This window comes from Pseudoalteromonas sp. NZS100_1 (assembly GCF_015864285.1).
GTDB lineage: Bacteria > Pseudomonadota > Gammaproteobacteria > Enterobacterales > Alteromonadaceae > Pseudoalteromonas > Pseudoalteromonas arctica.
Genome location: NZ_JADYXN010000002.1, coordinates 238190 through 256696 on the forward strand (window position 1 = coordinate 238190; position 18507 = coordinate 256696).

Here is an 18507-nt window from a genome sequence, read left to right on the forward strand (position 1 = left end):
GATCAGCTATTTATTGGAGTTGGTATAAAGTGAGGTTTAGGATTTAGACGAACCATAAATACAACACACAATGGCTGTATTAATAAGTTCGCCTAATAGAGAGTTACTCTTGAATTTTTCTAAATGTGCTTACAACCCACTTCGCAAATAAATCAAGCGGGTGATTAGGTGTGCTTGATTCGTGCTGCACTAAATAATACTTATCTTTAGTTGTTAAAGGCTGTTCAAATAACTTATAGAGCCACTGCTCATCTAACCAGCTTTGGCTTATAGGCAGTGGAATAAGTGCAATCCCCATACCCTGTTGCGCAGCACGTGCTACACCAAACATACTATCTATTTGAATAATTTGAGAAGGAGAGAAGTCATCAATTCCTGCTTTTTCGGCCCACTGGTGCCATGCCCAAGGGCGAGCTTTGTGTAGTATTAGCGGAACTTGATTAAGCGCTTGACGGTGATCGTCCCTCCACTGATCGAGCAGCTTTTTATTACATGCAGGGATATATTCAAGATTAAATAGCTCTGTTGCAGAACCTTCAGTGGGTTTACTCGATGATAATACAATAGATAAATCGCTATGACGGGTTATTTCTTTACGTGTTTTAAGCGTATCCATTTGCAGGTTTATATTAGGGTGCTCTGACGTCCACTCACTTAATTTAGGCATGAGTAGTTCGCTGGCAAAAAACTCAGGCAACGTAATCGTCAAATTTGTATTTTGCTGCATCTGACTAAACTCATTAATGGTGCCTTCTAACATAGTGATAATTGGGGACACAGCATCAAAAAAGTTTTTACCCGCAGTGGTTAAACTAATTGAACGCGTTTTACGTTGAAAAAGTTCAATACCAAGTTGTTCTTCAAGTTGTTTTATTTGGTGGCTCACTGCCGAAGGTGTTAAGTACAGTTCATTAGCTGCATGCTTAAAACTTAGGCTTCTTGCTGCAAAGCAAAAAGAGCGAAGGCCACGAATAGGAGTTTGCATGTTTTCCAGTATTAAGTTGTTTATATAGCCTAGTATAGGCAAAAATCGAACCAATTAGTAATTACAATAATATCAATAAGTTAAAAATATTAACAGCGTAAATTCACAAAAGTGGTGCATCATTAAAGCATAGTAGTGCAAATGTTCTAACTAACTAATCATCTATTTATGCAACTATTATAGATAAAAATTTACTACAGATGTATGAACAAGACTAAAAATAAGTAAAAAAGACAAAAAAAATCCCTCGTGAGAGGGATTTTGGGTAACTCAGCGCCATTGGCACTGGGAATGAGGTCGGTACAGGGTAAAGCGTTATTTTAAGTTAACTTGTTAAAAAGTTCCTAAAAAACCATTTCTGGTACTTCACCGTCAACAAGTAATTTACCTGCTGTTTTACTAATGATTTCATCAACAGTTACGCCCGGAGCACGTTCTAATAGATGAAATGCGCCGTCTTTAACTTCTAATACGGCTAAATCTGTTACTATTTTTTTAACGCAATTAACGCCAGTAAGCGGTAAAGAGCAGGCCTCTAGTAATTTAGAGTCACCATGCTTACTTGCATGGGTCATAGTAACAATAATATTTTTTGCGCCAGCGACTAAATCCATCGCGCCACCCATGCCTTTAATCAGCTTTTTAGGGATCATCCACGAGGCGATGTTGCCGTTCTGGTCAACTTCAAATGCACCCAGAACAGTTAAGTCTACATGACCACCCCGTATCATGGCAAAACTATCTGCACTATTAAATATGGCTGCACCTTTGGCAGCTGTCACGGTTTCTTTACCCGCGTTAATCATATCGGCATCTAGCTCTGCTTTAGTAGGGTACGGGCCCATGCCTAAAAGGCCATTTTCGGACTGTAACATAACTTCAATATCATCCGGTACATAGTTTGCGACGAGTGTCGGAATTCCTATACCCAAATTTACGTAATAGCCGTCTTGAAGTTCTTGTGCAACGCGCATTGCAACTTGTTCACGTGATAATGCCATAATTATGCTCCTGCTTAATCTCGTGTTGTTACACGTTCAATGCGTTTTTCAAAGTTGCCTTTAATAACGCGATTTACAAAAATACCCGGGGTATGAATTTGGCTTGGTTCAAGCTCACCCGGCTCTACAATTTCTTCTACTTCGGCAACGGTAATTTTACCCGCCGTTGCTGCCATTGGATTAAAGTTCATGGCGGTGTGTCTAAACACTAAATTGCCATAACGATCGGCTTTCCATGCTTTTACTATGGCAAATTCACCTGTTATAGACTCTTCTAAAATATACGGGCGACCATTAAATTCTTTTACGTCTTTGCCTTCTGCAACTGGAGTACCGTAACCGGTTGCTGTGTAAAATGCAGGTATACCTGCGCCACCAGCCCGCATTTTTTCAGCCAAAGTACCTTGTGGCGTAAGTTCTACGTCAATTTCGCCACTTAATAACTGCTGCTCGAATAGGGCGTTTTCGCCAACGTATGAGGCAACTACTTTTTTAATTTGTTTGTCTTGTAATAAAATACCTAAACCAAAGTCATCAACACCACAGTTATTAGATACCACGGTTAAGTCTTTTGTTTGCATCTGCTTAATTTGTTTAATTAAGCCCTCAGGAATACCACATAAACCAAAACCACCGGCAATAATAGTATCGCCGTCTTTTAATCCTTCCATTGCAGCTTCGTAACTAGAAACTACTTTATCAAAACCGGCCATGAGTCTCTCCTCATTGTGTGCTATTTGTTGTTAACTATCTTGTATTAGTAGTGAGTTATCATTTTATAAGATAGCTATTTAGTGTGTAGTACCACAGATACTTTGCTCACAGGTTGCTTACCAAGTGCTTTGGTTATCTCCCATCCAGCATCACTTAACCTTTGTAAATCAATTCCATGTTCAATGCCAAGCCCTTGCAGTAAGTAAACTACATCTTCGGTGGCAACATTTCCTGACGCACCCTTAGCATAAGGGCAACCACCAAGGCCTGCAACTGCCGCGTCAACCGTTGCTATACCTAGGTTTAAGGCTGCGTAAATATTTGTGAGCGCTTGGCCGTAAGTATCGTGAAAATGCACGGCCAACTTGGTTTTATCAATGTGTGTTAAAAGTAATTCTATTAGCTGCGTTACTTTTTTAGCAGTGCCAACACCTATGGTATCGCCAAGGCTTACTTCGTAACAGCCTAAATCTAATAGTTTTTGCGATACACTCAGTACTGCTAGTGGGTCTATATCACCCTCGTAAGGGCAACCTAGCACACAGCTTACATAACCACGTACGCGGATATTATTCGCTTTAGCAAACGCCATTACTTCACTAAAACGCTCAATACTTTCATCAATTGAGCAGTTTATGTTTTTTTGACAAAACGACTCACTCGCAGCGGTAAATATAGCAAACTCTTTAATGCCAACAGCGTGCGCTGCTTGCGCACCTTTTAAGTTAGGTGTAAGGGCACTTAAATTCACATCAGGTAAATCAAGTGCTGATATTACATCAGCCGAGTCTGCCATTTGCGGAACCCACTTAGGGGAGACAAACGCGCCGGCTTCAATGTCTTTTAAACCTGCCGTACTTAGCGCGTTAATAAGCGCTACTTTATCCGCTGTACTGACTGTTTTTTCGTTTTGAAGGCCGTCTCGCGCGCCAACTTCAACAATACGGACTTTACTCGGAAAAGCACTCATTATGCACCTTCCTCAGTCGTACCTTCGACTATCGCAAGCAGGGCACCATGCGTTACCAATTCACCTTCACCAAAGCAATAGCTTTTTAAAATACCGTCGTGAGGCGCGTTAAGCGTGTATTCCATTTTCATGGCTTCAATAATAACAACCGCATCGCCTTTGGTAATTGTGCTGCCAATGTCAATTAAGTGTTTTACTACCGTGCCATTGAGCGGGGCGGCAAGTGGAAGTGCTTCGCTTTCGTGCGAACTAATATAATGTTTATCAACTAGTTCAAGCTTAGTTTGCAGTGCTTTATTCATCACTGTCACACTATTAGCTACTGTACTATTGCCAACGGTATTATTGCCCACGGTATTATTACCTACCGTAGTTACGTGTGCGCTGTGTTTTTCGCCGTTAATAAATACAGTGCATAGGCCGTTATTTAATGTGCCTTGTAGGGTAAATACGTGCTCGTTATGCGTAATACTATAGCCCGCTGTCGTTTTTATAGCGCTTAGCTGTAAATCGGCAAAAGGAATTTTAATTGCTTGCGGCGCATTGAGTGTAAAACCGCTTAGTTGTTGCCACGGACTTGCGCTGCTTGGCGCATTTTGTGTGTTAGTTAACGATTCTAAATATGCAAAAGCACCAATAAGTTGGCTTGCTTGCAACAGCTGCTCATCAACCGCTACTAACGAGTCACCTTGCTCTGCAATAAAGTGCGTACTGGGCGCACCTTGTTTAAACGTAGGGTGGCTTGCTAAATTATGTAAAAAACCAATGTTAGTGCTAAAACCCGCTAAATGAAATTGCTCAAGGGCGTGTTGTAAACGGCCCAGTGCTTGTTCGCGATTATCGTCGTGCACAATCAGCTTTGCAATCATCGGGTCGTAAAATGGGCTGATTTCATCGCCTTGTGCAATACCTGTATCAATGCGTACAAATTCACTGTTAAGCGGTGTATGCAGTGCTTCAATAGTGCCCGAGCACGGGATAAAGTCGTTAGCTGGATCTTCTGCGTATATGCGCGCTTCAAAGCTATGGCCCTGCAATTGAATATCACTTTGTGCCAGTGGCAATGTTTGCCCACCCGCAATATTAATTTGCCAATTGACTAAATCTACACCGGTTACCATTTCGGTCACTGGGTGCTCTACTTGTAGGCGCGTATTCATTTCCATAAAGAAAAATTCATCGCCACACAGTAAAAACTCAACCGTACCTGCGCCTCTATAATTTATAGCCAGTGCACAGCGTACAGCTGCTTCGCCCATTTCTTTACGTAGCTCGTCAGATAAACCCGGAGCAGGGGCTTCTTCAATTACTTTTTGATGACGGCGTTGCAAAGAACAATCACGATCGCCTAAATAAACACAGTTACCGTGGTTATCTGCAAATACTTGTACTTCAACATGGCGAGGCTGGTTTACGTAGCGCTCAAGCAATACTAAATCGTTACCAAAACCGGCAATAGCTTCACGTTGCGCACCTTGTAGTGCACTCATAAAGTCTTTTGCTTTTTCAACTACGCGCATGCCTTTACCACCGCCACCAAAGGCGGCTTTAATAAGTACAGGGTAGCCAATTTTTTCAGCTTCAGTTTGTAAAAAAGCAGGATCTTGTTTATCGCCGTAATAACCTGGCACTAACGGCACATTGGCAGCGGCCATTATTTCTTTAGCACGGGTTTTAGACCCCATAGCTTCAATACTGCTTGCTGGTGGCCCTACAAAAGCAATATTGTTCGCTTCGCAGGCTTTAGCAAATTCGCTGTTTTCAGATAAAAAACCGTACCCCGGGTGAATACAATCAGCGCCGCAGTCTTTGGCTACTTGTAAAATTTTGTCTGCCACTAAATACGAGTCTTTACTTGGCGCAGCGCCAATATGGTAAGCCTCATCAGCCATTTTTACGTGCTGGGCATGTTTGTCTGCATCAGAATAAACCGCGACCGTGGTTAAGCCCATTTGTTTTGCGCTGCGCATTACGCGGCACGCAATTTCTCCACGATTGGCAATCAGTATTTTTTGTAATCGTTGTGTGTTCATAATTAATCCTACAGTTGCCAAGCGGGTGGGCGTTTATCAAAAAAAGCAGTAAGCCCTTCTTGACCTTCTTCAGATACGCGAATTTTTGCAATACGCTCAGCGGTAAGTTCAATGAGTTCATCGGTAATCGGCTTATTTGCTACATCGTTAATTAATGCTTTGGCGGCTTTTACTGCTATAGGTCCGTTATCAATCAGTGTTTGCAGCATGTTATCGAGTGCACAGTCTAAATTACCGGTTACTTGATGAATTAAACCCAGTTGTTTAGCAGTATGCGCATCAAACACTTCAGCCGTTAAAAAGTATCTGCGCGCAGCACGTTCACCAATGGCTTTAATTACATACGGGCTAATAACAGCCGGAATAAGACCCAGCTTTACTTCGCTTAAACAAAATTGCGCATCGTCTTTACTAAGGGCTATGTCGCAACAAGCTATTAAACCCAGTGCACCACCAAAAGCAGCCCCTTGCACGGCGCAAATTGTAGGGTGCGGCGAGCTTGCTAACACTTGCATTAATTTAGCTAATTGCATTGAGTCAGCTAAATTATCGGTGTAGTTGTTATCCGCCATCGATTTCATCCAGGCTAAATCGGCGCCGGCTGAAAAGTGTTTACCCTCTGTTTTTAAAACCAAAGCACGAATATCGAGCGTATTTGCATGTTCAATACACTGAATCAGCTCGTGTATTACTTCGCTATTAAATGCATTTCTTTTTTCTGGGCGGCTTAACACAAGTACAGCCACATTAGATTTTGTTATTTGTAGTGTTACTGACATTTTGCGCTCCGGTTACATTCTAAATACGCCAAATTTCGAATCACGTTTTGGTGCGTTATTCGCTGCCGTTAACGCAAGCCCTAATACATTACGCGTATCGGCAGGGTCTATAATGCCGTCATCCCACAAGCGTGCGCTTGCGTAATACGGATGACCTTGCTCTTCGTATTGATCAATAATTGGCTTTTTAAAGTCAGTGATTTCTTGCTCGCTCATGCTTTGGCCTTTACGTGCTAAACCATCTTGTTTAACTTGCGCCATTACACCGGCTGCTTGCTCGCCGCCCATTACCGAAATACGAGCATTAGGCCACATCCACATCATGGTAGGTTCAAATGCACGGCCACACATTCCGTAGTTACCTGCGCCGTAAGAGCCGCCAATAAGTACTGTAAATTTAGGCACATCAGCACACGAAACCGCCATCACCATTTTAGCGCCGTGCTTTGCAATGCCTTCGGCTTCGTATTTTTTACCCACCATAAAGCCAGTAATATTTTGTAAAAACACCAAAGGAATATTGCGCTGAGCACACAGCTGAATAAAGTGCGCGCCTTTTTGCGCCGACTCACTAAATAAAATACCGTTATTAGCCACTATGCCAACAGGGTTGCCATAAATGCTGGCAAAACCGGTGACGAGTGTCTCACCAAAGTAGCGTTTAAATTCATCAAATGATGAGTCGTCCACTGTGCGCGCTATTACTTCGCGTACATCAAATGGCTTTTTAAGGTCGGTGCCTACAATGCCGTAAAGCTCGTTAATATCGTAACGCGGTGGTTTTACATCCTCTAAAAGAGGGGCTGTAGGGCGTGTGTAATTAATTCGCTCAATACACTGGCGCGCAATAGAAAGCGCATGAGCATCATTCTCAGCAAAGTGGTCGGCAACACCCGACACTTTACAGTGCACATCGGCGCCGCCAAGTTCTTCGGCTGTTACTTCCTCGCCTGTTGCTGCTTTTACCAGCGGCGGGCCTGCTAAAAATATAGTGCCTTGATCTTTTACAATAATGCTTTCGTCTGCCATTGCAGGTACATATGCACCCCCTGCAGTACACAGCCCCATTACCACGGCTATTTGAGGAATACCTTTACCCGACATACGCGCTTGATTATAAAAAATACGACCAAAATGCAGCTTATCGGGAAATACATCGTCTTGCTCTGGCAGGTTTGCACCGCCCGAATCAACCAAATAAATACACGGTAAGTGGCAACGCTCTGCGATATCTTGTGCACGTAAATGCTTTTTAACAGTAAGCGGAAAGTACGTACCGCCTTTAACCGTGGCATCGTTTGCAATAATCATGCATTCAATGCCTTTAACACGGCCAATACCGGCTACAACACCGGCGCACGGTATTGCTTGTTCGTACACACCAAATGCCGCAAATTGTGAAATTTCTAAAAACGGTGAGCCTTCGTCAATTAACGTACTTATACGGTCGCGTACAAATAACTTACCACGGCCTTCGTGGCGCTCTTTTAATGCGGCGCCTCCGCCTTGGCTAATAGTGGCTACTTTACTGCGTAAATCATCCACCAGCGTCGACATGTTTTTATGGTTTTGCACAAACGTTGGATCGTGAGGATTAACGCTCGATTTTAAAATCGTCATGGTTTAATCCTTAACGGCTTTCAGTGAAAAGTTCGCGGCCAATAAGCATGCGGCGTATTTCTGATGTACCTGCACCAATTTCGTATAATTTGGCGTCACGCAGCAGGCGGCCTGTTGCGTATTCGTTTATGTAGCCATTGCCACCTAAAATTTGAATCGCATCTAGCGCCATTTTGGTTGCAAGCTCTGCGGCGTATAAAATTGCACCGGCGGCATCTTTACGGGTGGTTTCACCTCGGTCACAAGAGCGAGCTACCGTGTATACATATGAGCGCGCAGCATTCATTTGTGTATACATGTCGGCTACTTTGCCTTGAATTAACTGAAACTGCCCAATAGGGGTGTCAAACTGTTTACGCTCATGAATGTACGGTACTACTATATCCATACACGCTTGCATTATGCCAAGCGGGCCTGCTGCAAGTACTACGCGTTCGTAATCAAGGCCACTCATAAGTACTTTAACGCCTTCGTTTAAGTTACCTAGAATGTTCTCCTCGGGTACTTCGCAGTTTTCAAATACCAGCTCACAGGTGTTTGAGCCACGCATGCCTAGTTTGTCTAGCTTTTGCGCCGTAGAAAAACCCGGAAAGTCACTCTCTACAATAAACGCGGTAATGCCTTTAGCACCAGCATCTAAATCTGTTTTAGCGTAAATAACTAATGTATGTGCGTCTGGGCCATTAGTGATCCACATTTTGTTACCGTTTAAAATGTACTTATCGCCTTTTTTCTCAGCTTTAAGTTTCATTGATACAACGTCAGAGCCTGCATTAGGCTCACTCATTGCAAGGGCACCAATGTGCTCACCACTAATAAGCTTAGGTAAGTATTTTTCTTTTTGAGCTTGTGTGCCATTACGGTTAATTTGATTAACACACAGGTTTGAATGCGCGCCATAGCTTAGGCCAATAGAGGCACTGGCACGGCTAATTTCTTCCATAGCAATAACATGTTCTAAGTAACCTAACCCCGCGCCACCTAACTCTTCAGATACGGTCATACCCAGTACGCCCATTTCGCCCATTTGTGCCCAAAGTTGATTTGGAAAAGCGTTATCTAAGTCAGTTTTTTCAGCAAGCGGGGCAATTTCCTGACTCGCAAAACTGTTTACGTGGTCGCGGATCATATCGGCGGTTTCGCCTAGGCCAAAGTTCATTTCTTTATATAGTGAAATAGTGCTCATGATTCATTCCTGTGTGTCGTCAGTGTGTTGTTATTCTTAAAATAGGCTACTCGTCTATTTTGTTAAGTGTGTCTCTGCAGCGGCGTTCGGCCGTCACTAATTCCATAAGAACAACTTTAATGTCGTCCATTTGTTGAGATAGGTCAGACTTTTTATCAGCTATTAAATCAAGCATGGTAACCAGCTGCTTAGCGCTCGACTTATCAGCGTCGTACAGTTCAAACAAACGGCCGGTTTCGGCAAGCGTAAAGCCCAATCGTTTACCACGTAATATTAGTTTTAAGCGAACTTTGTCGCGTTTTGAATAAATACGTGTTTGACCATTACGCTCTGGGGTTATTAACCCTTGATCTTCGTAAAAGCGAATAGAGCGGGTTGTAATGTCAAATTCTTTAGCGAGTTCGCTAATGCTAAATGTTTGTTCATTACTGGCCGGCATTTTGGCTGAGCTTGCAAAGTTTGTTTGATTATCTGGTTTCATAATTGTATTTACCTCATTCGAATAACTCCAATATAAGTGAAGTTTACGTAAAGGTAAAGCTTGGTGTGTTTTGAAACTATTTATAAAGGAGTGTTGGCGCGAAGAGTTGACTTATTTTATTAATTTTCAGTAGGTTAATTTTATTTCCTCAGTGTGGCCTAACAGCTGGAAAATAATGCTTACACTTATAAAACTAAAAATTAAGCTGTTTTTAGTTGACGTTGGCGTAAACGTTAGTATTGTGTGTAGGTATTAAATAATAAATGAATACTAAATTAATAGAGCAAATATACTAACAATTATTTGCATTAAATTACAACGGAGTTAGTTATGACTTTAGAATCAGTGGTAATTGTAGCAGCAAAACGCACCCCAATGGGTGGTTTTATGGGAGCGTTAAGTGATGCGCAGTCTACCGAGCTTGGCGCTACCGCCATTGCCAGTGCACTTGCACAAACTGGTTTAGCTAATGATGCAATAGACGAAGTAATTATGGGCTGTGTATTACCAGCAGGGCTTGGGCAAGCGCCTGCACGCCAAGCAATGTTAAAAGCAGGGCTTGCACTTAGCACTGGCGCTACAACAATTAATAAAGTGTGCGGATCTGGTTTAAAAGCAGCCATGCTTGCAAACGATTTAATTAAAGCCGGCTCTATTCAATCTGCTATTGCCGGTGGCATGGAAAGCATGACTAACGCACCGTACTTTATTCCAAAAGCGCGTGGCGGAATGCGTATGGGCCACGGCGAAATAAAAGATCACATGATGAGCGATGGCCTTGAAGATGCTTACGACAACAAAGCAATGGGCTGTTTTGCACAAGACACGGCCGACGAATACGGCATTGGCCGCGAGCAAATGGATACGTTTGCACTGGGCTCATTAAGTAAAGCAAAAGCCGCTATACAAAATGGTAGCTTTGATAACGAAGTTGCGCCGCACACTATGCAAACACGAAAAGGCGATGTAACAGTATCGATTGACGAGCAACCAGGTAACGCCCGTCCTGAAAAAATTCCAAGCTTACGTGCAGCCTTTAAAAAAGACGGCACTATTACTGCCGCTAATTCATCGTCAATTTCAGACGGTGGCGCAGCGCTTGTATTAATGAGCGAATCAAAAGCAAAAGAGCAGGGCTTAACACCGCTTTGTAAAATTGTAGCGCACAGCACGCATTCTCAAAAACCAAGTGAATTTACAGTAGCGCCAGTAGGCGCAATAAGCAGCGTGCTTGAAAAAGCAGGTTGGGCTGTAAACGACGTTGACCTTTGGGAAATTAACGAAGCATTTGCCATGGTAACCATGCTGGCTATTAACGAGTTAAAACTTGATGAAAGCAAAGTAAACGTGAATGGCGGTGCATGTGCATTGGGTCATCCAATTGGTGCAAGCGGCGCGCGTATTTTAGTAACGCTTATTCATGCCCTTAAAAACCGAGGCCTTAAAAAAGGCATTGCGTCTTTATGTATTGGCGGCGGTGAAGCAGTTGCGATGGCCGTAGAAGCGTATTAACTAGGTATTAAATAGTTATAAGAAAGCTATACGAATAACTATAAAAGCGCTGCACTCATAATACTAACAAAGCGGCGCTACCAATTTTAAAGAGAACACACAACTCACACACTAGGATTTAATTATGCACCAAGTTCCACTACTTATTAATGGCGAATTTATTCAATCAGCGTCTAAAGAGCTTATCGACGTTATAAACCCAGCAACTCAAGAAGTACTTGCACAAGTGCCATGCACCACCGAGTCAGAAATGGACGCGGCAATTGCCTCAGCCTCTGAGACGTTTAAAACATGGAAAGACGTACCCATTACTGAACGTGCACGCATTATGATGAAGTACGCTGCGCTATTAAAAGAACATCACGATGAGCTTGCTACCATTATTTGCCACGAATTGGGTAAAACATTTGAAGATGCAAAAGGCGATGTTTGGCGTGGTATTGAAGTAGTAGAACAGGCAGCGAACGCACCATCATTAATGATGGGTGAAACAATGGAAAACGTAGCGCGTAAAATCGATACGTATTCTTACATGCAGCCACTTGGCGTGTGTGCGGGCGTTACTCCGTTTAACTTCCCTGCAATGATCCCACTTTGGATGTTCCCGCTGGCTATTGTGTGTGGCAACACCTTTATTTTAAAACCGTCTGAACAAGATCCTCTTACACCTATGCGCTTAGCCGAGCTATTTATTGAAGCCGGCGCACCAAAAGGCGTATTACAAGTTGTTCACGGTACAAAACCACAAGTAGACCGCCTATTAGAAGATAAAGCAGTACGTGCTATTTCGTTTGTTGGCTCGTGTGGCGTAGGTGCTTATATTTATTCTAAAGGCACACAAAACCTTAAACGCGTGCAAGCGTGTGTTGGCGCTAAAAACCACATGGTTATTATGCCTGATGCAAGTAAATCGCACGTTGTAAATAACCTAGTAGGCGCATCGGTTGGTGCAGCTGGTCAGCGTTGTATGGGTATTTCGGTTGCTGTATTTGTAGGCCAAGCGAGCGAATGGGTAGATGAAATTAAAGCAGGCTTTGAAAATGTACGCCCAGGCGTGTGGGATGATGCAAATGCAGCATACGGTCCACAAACATCAAAAGCAGCAAAATCGCGTATTTTATCGCTTATTGCCGGTGGTAAAGAACAAGGCGCTACCTGTTTAATTGATGGCTCAGACTTTACAGTTGAAGGTTTTGAGCAAGGTAACTGGGTTGGCCCAACGTTATTTACTGACGTAACCAAAGAGATGGATTTATACAAAGAAGAAATATTTGGCCCCGTACTGGCGTGTATGTTTGTAGACACGCTTGATGAAGCAATCGCACTTATTAACGACAGCCCTTACGGTAACGGCACCTCGTTATTTACCTCAAGCGGCGCAGTGGCTCGTAAATTCCAACACGAAATTGAAGTAGGGCAAGTGGGTATTAATGTGCCAATTCCGGTGCCACTTCCGTTCTTTTCGTTCACTGGTTGGAAAGGCTCATTTTACGGCGATACGCATACGTACGGTAAGCAAGGTATTCGTTTTTACACAGAAACTAAAACGATTACCTCACGTTGGTTTGAAGACGACATTGCGTCGGGTCCAAACATGAGCATTAACTTAAAGTAATCATGATTAAAACGAATAACTAAATAACTAATAATAATAAAGATGGGCGCGAAGGCTACTTCACACACAACACACATAAGCCTTCGCCGCTCGTCACGATATCCCCGTAACGGGAAACGCTAACAACAGAACTAACATAACTTACACAATTAAAGAGGTCTAACATGGACTTTAACTTATCTGAAGATCAACAAGCCTTTGCGCAAACAGCACGACAATTTGCCGAGTCAGAACTCGCACCTTATGCAGCAAAATGGGACCGCGAACATATTTTCCCTAAAGACACGATTAAAGCAGCAGGCGAGCTTGGTTTTTGCGGTTTATACACGCCAGAGGAAGCCGGCGGCCTTGGTTTATCTCGTTTAGATTCGAGCATTATTTTTGAACAGCTTGCTATGGGCTGTACAGCAACCACGGCCATGTTGACCATTCATAATATGGCCACGTGGATGGTAGCAAGTTTTGGTACCGATGCAGTTAAAGACCAATACGTAGAGCAATTAGTCATGGGCGAGCTACTTGCCTCTTATTGTTTAACAGAGCCAGGCTCGGGTTCAGACGCCGCATCACTTAAAACAAAAGCTGTGCTTGAGGGCGATGAGTACGTTATTAACGGCTCAAAAATGTTTATATCGGGCGCTGGCGAAACCGAAGTATTAGTGGTAATGGCACGTACAGGCGGCGAAGGCGCTGCAGGTATTTCGGCATTTGTAGTGCCTGCCGACGCAAAAGGCGTTGAGTACGGCAAAGCAGAAGAAAAAATGGGTTGGAACGCACAACCTACACGCCTAATTAGCTTTGAAGATGTACGTATTCCTGCGCATAACTTATTAGGGGCTGAGGGCGAAGGCTTTAAATTTGCGATGCAAGGCCTTGATGGCGGTCGAATTAACATTGCCACATGTTCAATTGGTACAGCGCAAGCGGCGCTTAATACCGCCCGTGAATATTTAAAAGAGCGCACTCAATTTGGTAAACCACTGGCTGCGTTTCAAGCACTACAATTTAAAATAGCCGATATGAACACCGAGCTGGTAGCTGCGCGCCAAATGGTTAGGCTTGCTGCATTTAAACTTGATAATAACGACGTTGAAAAAACCACTTACTGCGCCATGGCTAAACGCTTTGCTACCGATGTTGGCTTTACCGTGTGTAACGACGCACTGCAAATTCATGGTGGTTACGGTTACATAAAAGAATACCCGCTTGAGCGCCATGTACGCGATGTACGCGTTCATCAAATTTTAGAAGGCACTAACGAAATTATGCGTGTAATTATTGCGCGCCGAATTTTAGCTGAGTCAGCAAACGACGTTTTATAAGGAGCAATGTATGTCAGAATCTAAATCTAATCCGAGTATTGAACTAACAACCGAAGGTCATGTTGCTATTTTAACTATGTCTAATCCGCCAGCAAACACCTGGACAAAAGACACCCTAGTTGATTTAAAAAATACCGTTAACGCGCTTAATAATAATAAAAATATTTATGCATTAGTACTGACTGGTGAAGGCGAGAAGTTTTTTAGCGCGGGTGCCGACCTAAACGTATTTGCTGGTGGCGATAAAGGCGTAGCCGCTGATATGTCGCGTGTATTTGGTGAAGCATTTGAAGCGCTTACTAATTTTAGAGGCGTGTCGGTTGCTGCCATAAACGGCTATGCAATGGGCGGCGGGCTAGAAGTTGCCCTTGCGTGCGATATACGTATAGCGGAAGAGCAAGCACAAATGGCGCTCCCTGAAGCTAAAGTTGGCTTATTACCGTGTGCGGGTGGCACACAAAATTTAGCATGGCTTGTAGGCGAAGGCTGGGCAAAACGCATGATTTTATGCGGCGAGCGCTTAAAAGCCGATAAGGCCCTGCAAATTGGCTTAGTAGAAGAAGTAGTTCCACAAGGTGAAAGCTTTGCTGCGGCATTAAAGCTAGCTAACCAAGTGGCCGATCAAAGTCCAAGCTCAGTAGCAGCGTGTAAAATATTGATTCAAAAAGGGCGTCATCAACCAATGGCAAGCATATTACCCCTTGAACGTGAGTTATTTGTTGGTTTGTTTGATACCGAAGATCAACAAGAGGGCGTAAATGCCTTTTTAGAAAAACGCCGCGCTAACTGGGTAAACGGCTAATGAGTGCTTTAACAGTATTAAATAGCACCGATGAGCCCGTGATATTTGAAACCGCCACCGCAGAAAACGGCAGTTTAATAGGGCTTATTACACTCAATGCGCCAAAAGCGTTAAATGCACTTAATTTTGAGATGATCAAATTACTTGAGCCGCAATTGCGAACTTGGCAAGACGATGATGCTATTGCAATGGTGTTGTTAAAAGGCGCTGGCGATAAAGCATTTTGTGCTGGTGGCGATGTTGTAAGCCTTCATCGTGCAATGGCGCAAGGTAAACCAACAAGCCTAGTTGAAGAGTTTTTTACACTAGAGTACAAACTTGACTACCTTATTCATACCTTTGATAAACCAATCCTTGTTTGGGGTAACGGCATAGTAATGGGCGGCGGTTTAGGGTTAATGGCCGGTGCTAGCCACCGCGTCGTAACTGAAACATCACGCATTGCCATGCCAGAGCAAACCATTGGTTTATACCCAGATGTAGGCGGCAGTTACTTTTTACATAAAATGCCACAAAGCGTCGGGTTATTTTTAGGGTTAACGTCGGCCTCTATTAATTGCGATGACGCGCGTTTTGTATCGCTTGCCGATCACTTTATCGATAGCAACAAATATGATGCCATGCTTGCGCAAATTTTAACTGCCAAGTGGGGAAAAACTGCAAGTCTAAATCATGACAGGTTAACCGATTTACTCACCGATTTAGACAACCAATCGGCGCGTATGCCTAAAGGCAACGTAAAAGCTAACCTAAAAACGATTCAAAAATTGGGTGAGTTTACAACCTTGCAAGAGCAGGTTGATTATATTTTAGGATTAACCACTGACGATAAATGGCTACAACGCGCTCAAAAATCACTTAAACATGGCTGCCCACTAAGTTGTGCACTTGTAAGTGAACAATTAAAAACAAGCCAAGGCAAAAGCTTATTAGCGTGTTTTAAAATGGAACTGGGTATGTCGGTTCGGGCTGGTGAAGTAGGCGAGTTTCAAGAAGGTGTAAGGGCGCTACTAATAGATAAAGACGGTGCGCCAAATTGGCAATACAAAACACTTAGTGATGTACCACAAACAATAATAGATAGCTTTTTTGCTAACCGCTTTGGCGAAAATCATCCGCTCAATGAGCTTGCTGTTAAATAAAATTGGTATCTAAAAGGAACAACTATGAGTAAATTAAACATAGGTTTTATTGGTTTAGGTAATATGGGCGGCCCAATGGCGGCTAACTTAATTAAAGCTGGGCATACTGTTAGCGTGTTCGATTTAAACCAATCGGTCGTAAATGAGCTTACAAGCAAAGGCGCAAAAGCAGCAGTTGATGCAAAGCAGTGCGCAACTAATGCTGACGTACTTATTAGTATGTTACCTGCGGGCAAACATGTTAAGTCGCTGTACTTAGGTAATAACGACGACAACGGCCTAATTAACGTGCTGAGCAAAAATACATTAGTAATTGATTGTTCAACAATAGATGCAGAATCAGCACGTATTGTAGGCAGCGCACTTGGTGAACAAGGCATAAGCTTTGTAGATGCACCGGTGTCGGGCGGCGTTGCAGGCGCAACTGCTGGCACACTTACTTTTATTGTTGGCGGCGAAAAAGCAGCGTTTGATAAAGCAAATACAGTGCTGAGTGATATGGGTAAAAACATATTTCATGCAGGCGATATTGGCGCAGGGCAAGTTGCCAAAATATGTAACAACATGCTACTTAGCATTTTAATGGCAGGCACCAGCGAAGCACTGCAAATGGGTATTAATAACGGCCTAGATCCTAAAGTACTTAGCGACATAATGACCGCAAGTTCTGGCCGTAACTGGACGCTCGAACTTTACAATCCTTGCCCAGGTGTAATGGATACCGCACCTGCAAGTAACGATTACAAACCAGGCTTTATGGTTGATTTAATGGCTAAAGATTTAGGCCTTGCTATGGAAGCCGCGCAGCAAAGTAATTCATCAACCCCTATGGGTTCAATGGCTAAAAATTTATACACTATGCTACAGCACCAAGGTGCAGGTAGTGATGATTTTAGTGCCATTTTTAAACTGTTTTCTAAGTAGGAGCAACGCGTGGAAATTAAAAATAACACGGTAGTAATAACCGGTGGCGCACAAGGTTTAGGCTTTGCAATGGCGCAAAAGTTTGCACTTATGGGCGCAAACATTGCTTTAATAGATATGGCGCAAGAGCTTCTTAATACAGCATGCGAGCAACTCACACAGCTTGAAGGTGTCACAGGCAACATTAAAGGGTATGCCGCAAACGTAACCGCTGAAAGCGAAGTAGAAAACGTATTTAATACCATTAACAGTGATTTTGGCCACATTGGCGTGCTTATAAACAACGCCGGTATTTTACGCGACGGCATGTTTATAAAGGCTAAAGACGGCAAAGTCGTTAAAAAAATGTCTCTTGAGCAATTTCAATCAGTGATTGATGTAAACCTGACAGGTGTGTTTTTAGCAGGGCGCGAAGCGGCAAGCCACATGATTGAATCAGGCAAAGGCGGCGTAATCGTTAATATGTCGAGCGTAGCGCGTGCAGGTAACATAGGCCAAACAAATTACGCGGCATCAAAAGCAGGCGTAGTGGCACTTACCACCACATGGGCTAAAGAACTTGGCCGCTTTGGTATACGTGTAGGCGCTATTGCACCAGGTGTAATAAGCACCGCCATGACCGACGCCATGAAGCCCGAAGCCAAACAACGTATGCTTGCAGTAACGCCAGTAGGGCGCTTAGGCGAAAGCGACGAAATTGCCCATACCGCACAATACATAATCGAAAACGACTTTTTTACCGGCCGCGTGGTTGAAATAGACGGCGGGATTCGTTTGTAAACCGAACTGGATTAAGGTTTATTTAAAAAAGCATGGCGCTTGTGGGCTGTGCTTTTTTGTTTTAAATAGGGAAGTTTATAATCTTGAAAAAGGGCTGGTAACGGCATTGGTATTTTGTTGTAAACAGCTTGCTATACATAAGCTCTTTAATCATCGTTAAAAGATAAATTTTATAAATAATATTCAACTTCAAATGTGAACTGTATGTATAGACAGTGCCTTGTGTTTTGTCCAATAACATTATTAAAAGTCGTTTTGTGTATTTTAACAACGGTAATTTTATAACATACGTAATCACTTGTTTACATTGAAGTTGTTTGGTGGAATTATTGAGCCATGCAATATATGCCGTTTTGGGGTGTTATAAACCCCAAAAGTGGCGTTCAATAAGCTGTTATGTGCAAAAGGGCTATCCAAGTTTTGAATTCAGAATTTAATTACAGAATAGATGGTGTTTTTAGCAAGAAGAAGCGGTTTTATAGATCTTCTATTTACATCGTATTAATAAGTCTATTTAGTGGATTCTCAGTAGGTTTATTATATTGGCTGGGTGCAATGATGGGCGTTGATGTTAATGTACCTATAAGAAATAGTAATTTTTCTACCTTGCAAGTAATAACCTATTTTGGCGTATTTTTAGT

16 protein-coding genes are annotated in these 18507 nt (G+C 42.9%); 7 read left to right on the forward strand and 9 right to left on the reverse strand.

What is annotated here, in order from left to right:
* Positions 1-103: 103 nt before the first annotated feature.
* From I6F66_RS02350 to I6F66_RS02390, 9 genes are all read right to left on the reverse strand, one after another.
* On the reverse strand, positions 104-985 hold the full coding sequence (locus tag I6F66_RS02350; RefSeq protein ID WP_166419004.1) for a LysR family transcriptional regulator: 882 nt from the start codon (positions 983-985) through the stop codon (positions 104-106).
* Positions 986-1329: 344 nt separating this feature from the next.
* Positions 1330-1986 (reverse strand): CoA transferase subunit B, encoded by a 657-nt coding sequence (locus I6F66_RS02355; protein WP_007580251.1) that lies wholly within the window; start codon positions 1984-1986, stop codon positions 1330-1332.
* Positions 1987-2000: 14 nt separating this feature from the next.
* A complete protein-coding gene (locus tag I6F66_RS02360) occupies positions 2001-2699 on the reverse strand; it encodes a CoA transferase subunit A (protein WP_138585137.1) in 699 nt (232 codons plus the stop codon).
* Between the two features lie 74 nt (positions 2700-2773).
* Entirely contained in the window at positions 2774-3670 is an 897-nt protein-coding gene (locus tag I6F66_RS02365; RefSeq protein ID WP_197208640.1) for a hydroxymethylglutaryl-CoA lyase, read from the reverse strand.
* Positions 3670-5703, reverse strand: coding sequence for an acetyl/propionyl/methylcrotonyl-CoA carboxylase subunit alpha (locus tag I6F66_RS02370; protein ID WP_197208642.1), 2034 nt, complete (start codon positions 5701-5703; stop codon positions 3670-3672). Before I6F66_RS02370 ends, I6F66_RS02365 begins: the two co-directional genes overlap by 1 nt.
* Positions 5704-5711: 8 nt before the next feature.
* On the reverse strand, positions 5712-6482 hold the full coding sequence (locus I6F66_RS02375) for an enoyl-CoA hydratase/isomerase family protein (RefSeq protein ID WP_165740030.1): 771 nt from the start codon (positions 6480-6482) through the stop codon (positions 5712-5714).
* A gap of 12 nt (positions 6483-6494) precedes the next feature.
* Complete coding sequence (locus I6F66_RS02380; RefSeq protein ID WP_165740033.1) at positions 6495-8102, reverse strand: carboxyl transferase domain-containing protein; 1608 nt, start codon at positions 8100-8102, stop codon at positions 6495-6497.
* 10 nt (positions 8103-8112) lie between these two features.
* Positions 8113-9288 carry an isovaleryl-CoA dehydrogenase gene (locus I6F66_RS02385; protein WP_165727515.1) on the reverse strand — a complete coding sequence of 392 codons (1176 nt, stop codon included), beginning with the start codon at positions 9286-9288 and terminating at the stop codon, positions 8113-8115.
* 46 nt (positions 9289-9334) lie between these two features.
* The gene (locus tag I6F66_RS02390) at positions 9335-9769 is read right to left on the reverse strand and encodes a MerR family DNA-binding transcriptional regulator (RefSeq protein ID WP_007580242.1); all 435 of its coding nucleotides are present in this window, start codon (positions 9767-9769) and stop codon (positions 9335-9337) included.
* Positions 9770-10099: 330 nt separating this feature from the next.
* Here I6F66_RS02390 and I6F66_RS02395 point away from each other — a divergent pair, with 330 nt between their 5' ends.
* From I6F66_RS02395 to I6F66_RS02425, 7 genes are all read left to right on the forward strand, one after another.
* A complete protein-coding gene (locus tag I6F66_RS02395) occupies positions 10100-11281 on the forward strand; it encodes an acetyl-CoA C-acyltransferase (protein WP_166376337.1) in 1182 nt (393 codons plus the stop codon).
* A gap of 124 nt (positions 11282-11405) precedes the next feature.
* Positions 11406-12896, forward strand: coding sequence for a CoA-acylating methylmalonate-semialdehyde dehydrogenase (locus I6F66_RS02400; RefSeq protein WP_024597972.1), 1491 nt, complete (start codon positions 11406-11408; stop codon positions 12894-12896).
* A gap of 164 nt (positions 12897-13060) precedes the next feature.
* A complete protein-coding gene (locus tag I6F66_RS02405; protein ID WP_197103339.1) occupies positions 13061-14218 on the forward strand; it encodes an acyl-CoA dehydrogenase family protein in 1158 nt (385 codons plus the stop codon).
* Between the two features lie 10 nt (positions 14219-14228).
* Complete coding sequence (locus I6F66_RS02410; protein WP_197208644.1) at positions 14229-15020, forward strand: enoyl-CoA hydratase; 792 nt, start codon at positions 14229-14231, stop codon at positions 15018-15020.
* The gene (locus tag I6F66_RS02415) at positions 15020-16162 is read left to right on the forward strand and encodes an enoyl-CoA hydratase/isomerase family protein (protein ID WP_197208646.1); all 1143 of its coding nucleotides are present in this window, start codon (positions 15020-15022) and stop codon (positions 16160-16162) included. The genes I6F66_RS02410 and I6F66_RS02415 overlap by 1 nt, the downstream gene beginning before the upstream one ends.
* A gap of 24 nt (positions 16163-16186) precedes the next feature.
* Positions 16187-17086: a 3-hydroxyisobutyrate dehydrogenase gene (gene mmsB / locus I6F66_RS02420; protein WP_197208647.1), complete on the forward strand. Its 900-nt coding sequence runs from the start codon at positions 16187-16189 to the stop codon at positions 17084-17086.
* A 9-nt stretch (positions 17087-17095) separates the two neighbouring features.
* Entirely contained in the window at positions 17096-17866 is a 771-nt protein-coding gene (locus tag I6F66_RS02425; protein ID WP_197119139.1) for an SDR family oxidoreductase, read from the forward strand.
* The last annotated feature ends 641 nt before the right edge of the window (positions 17867-18507 follow it).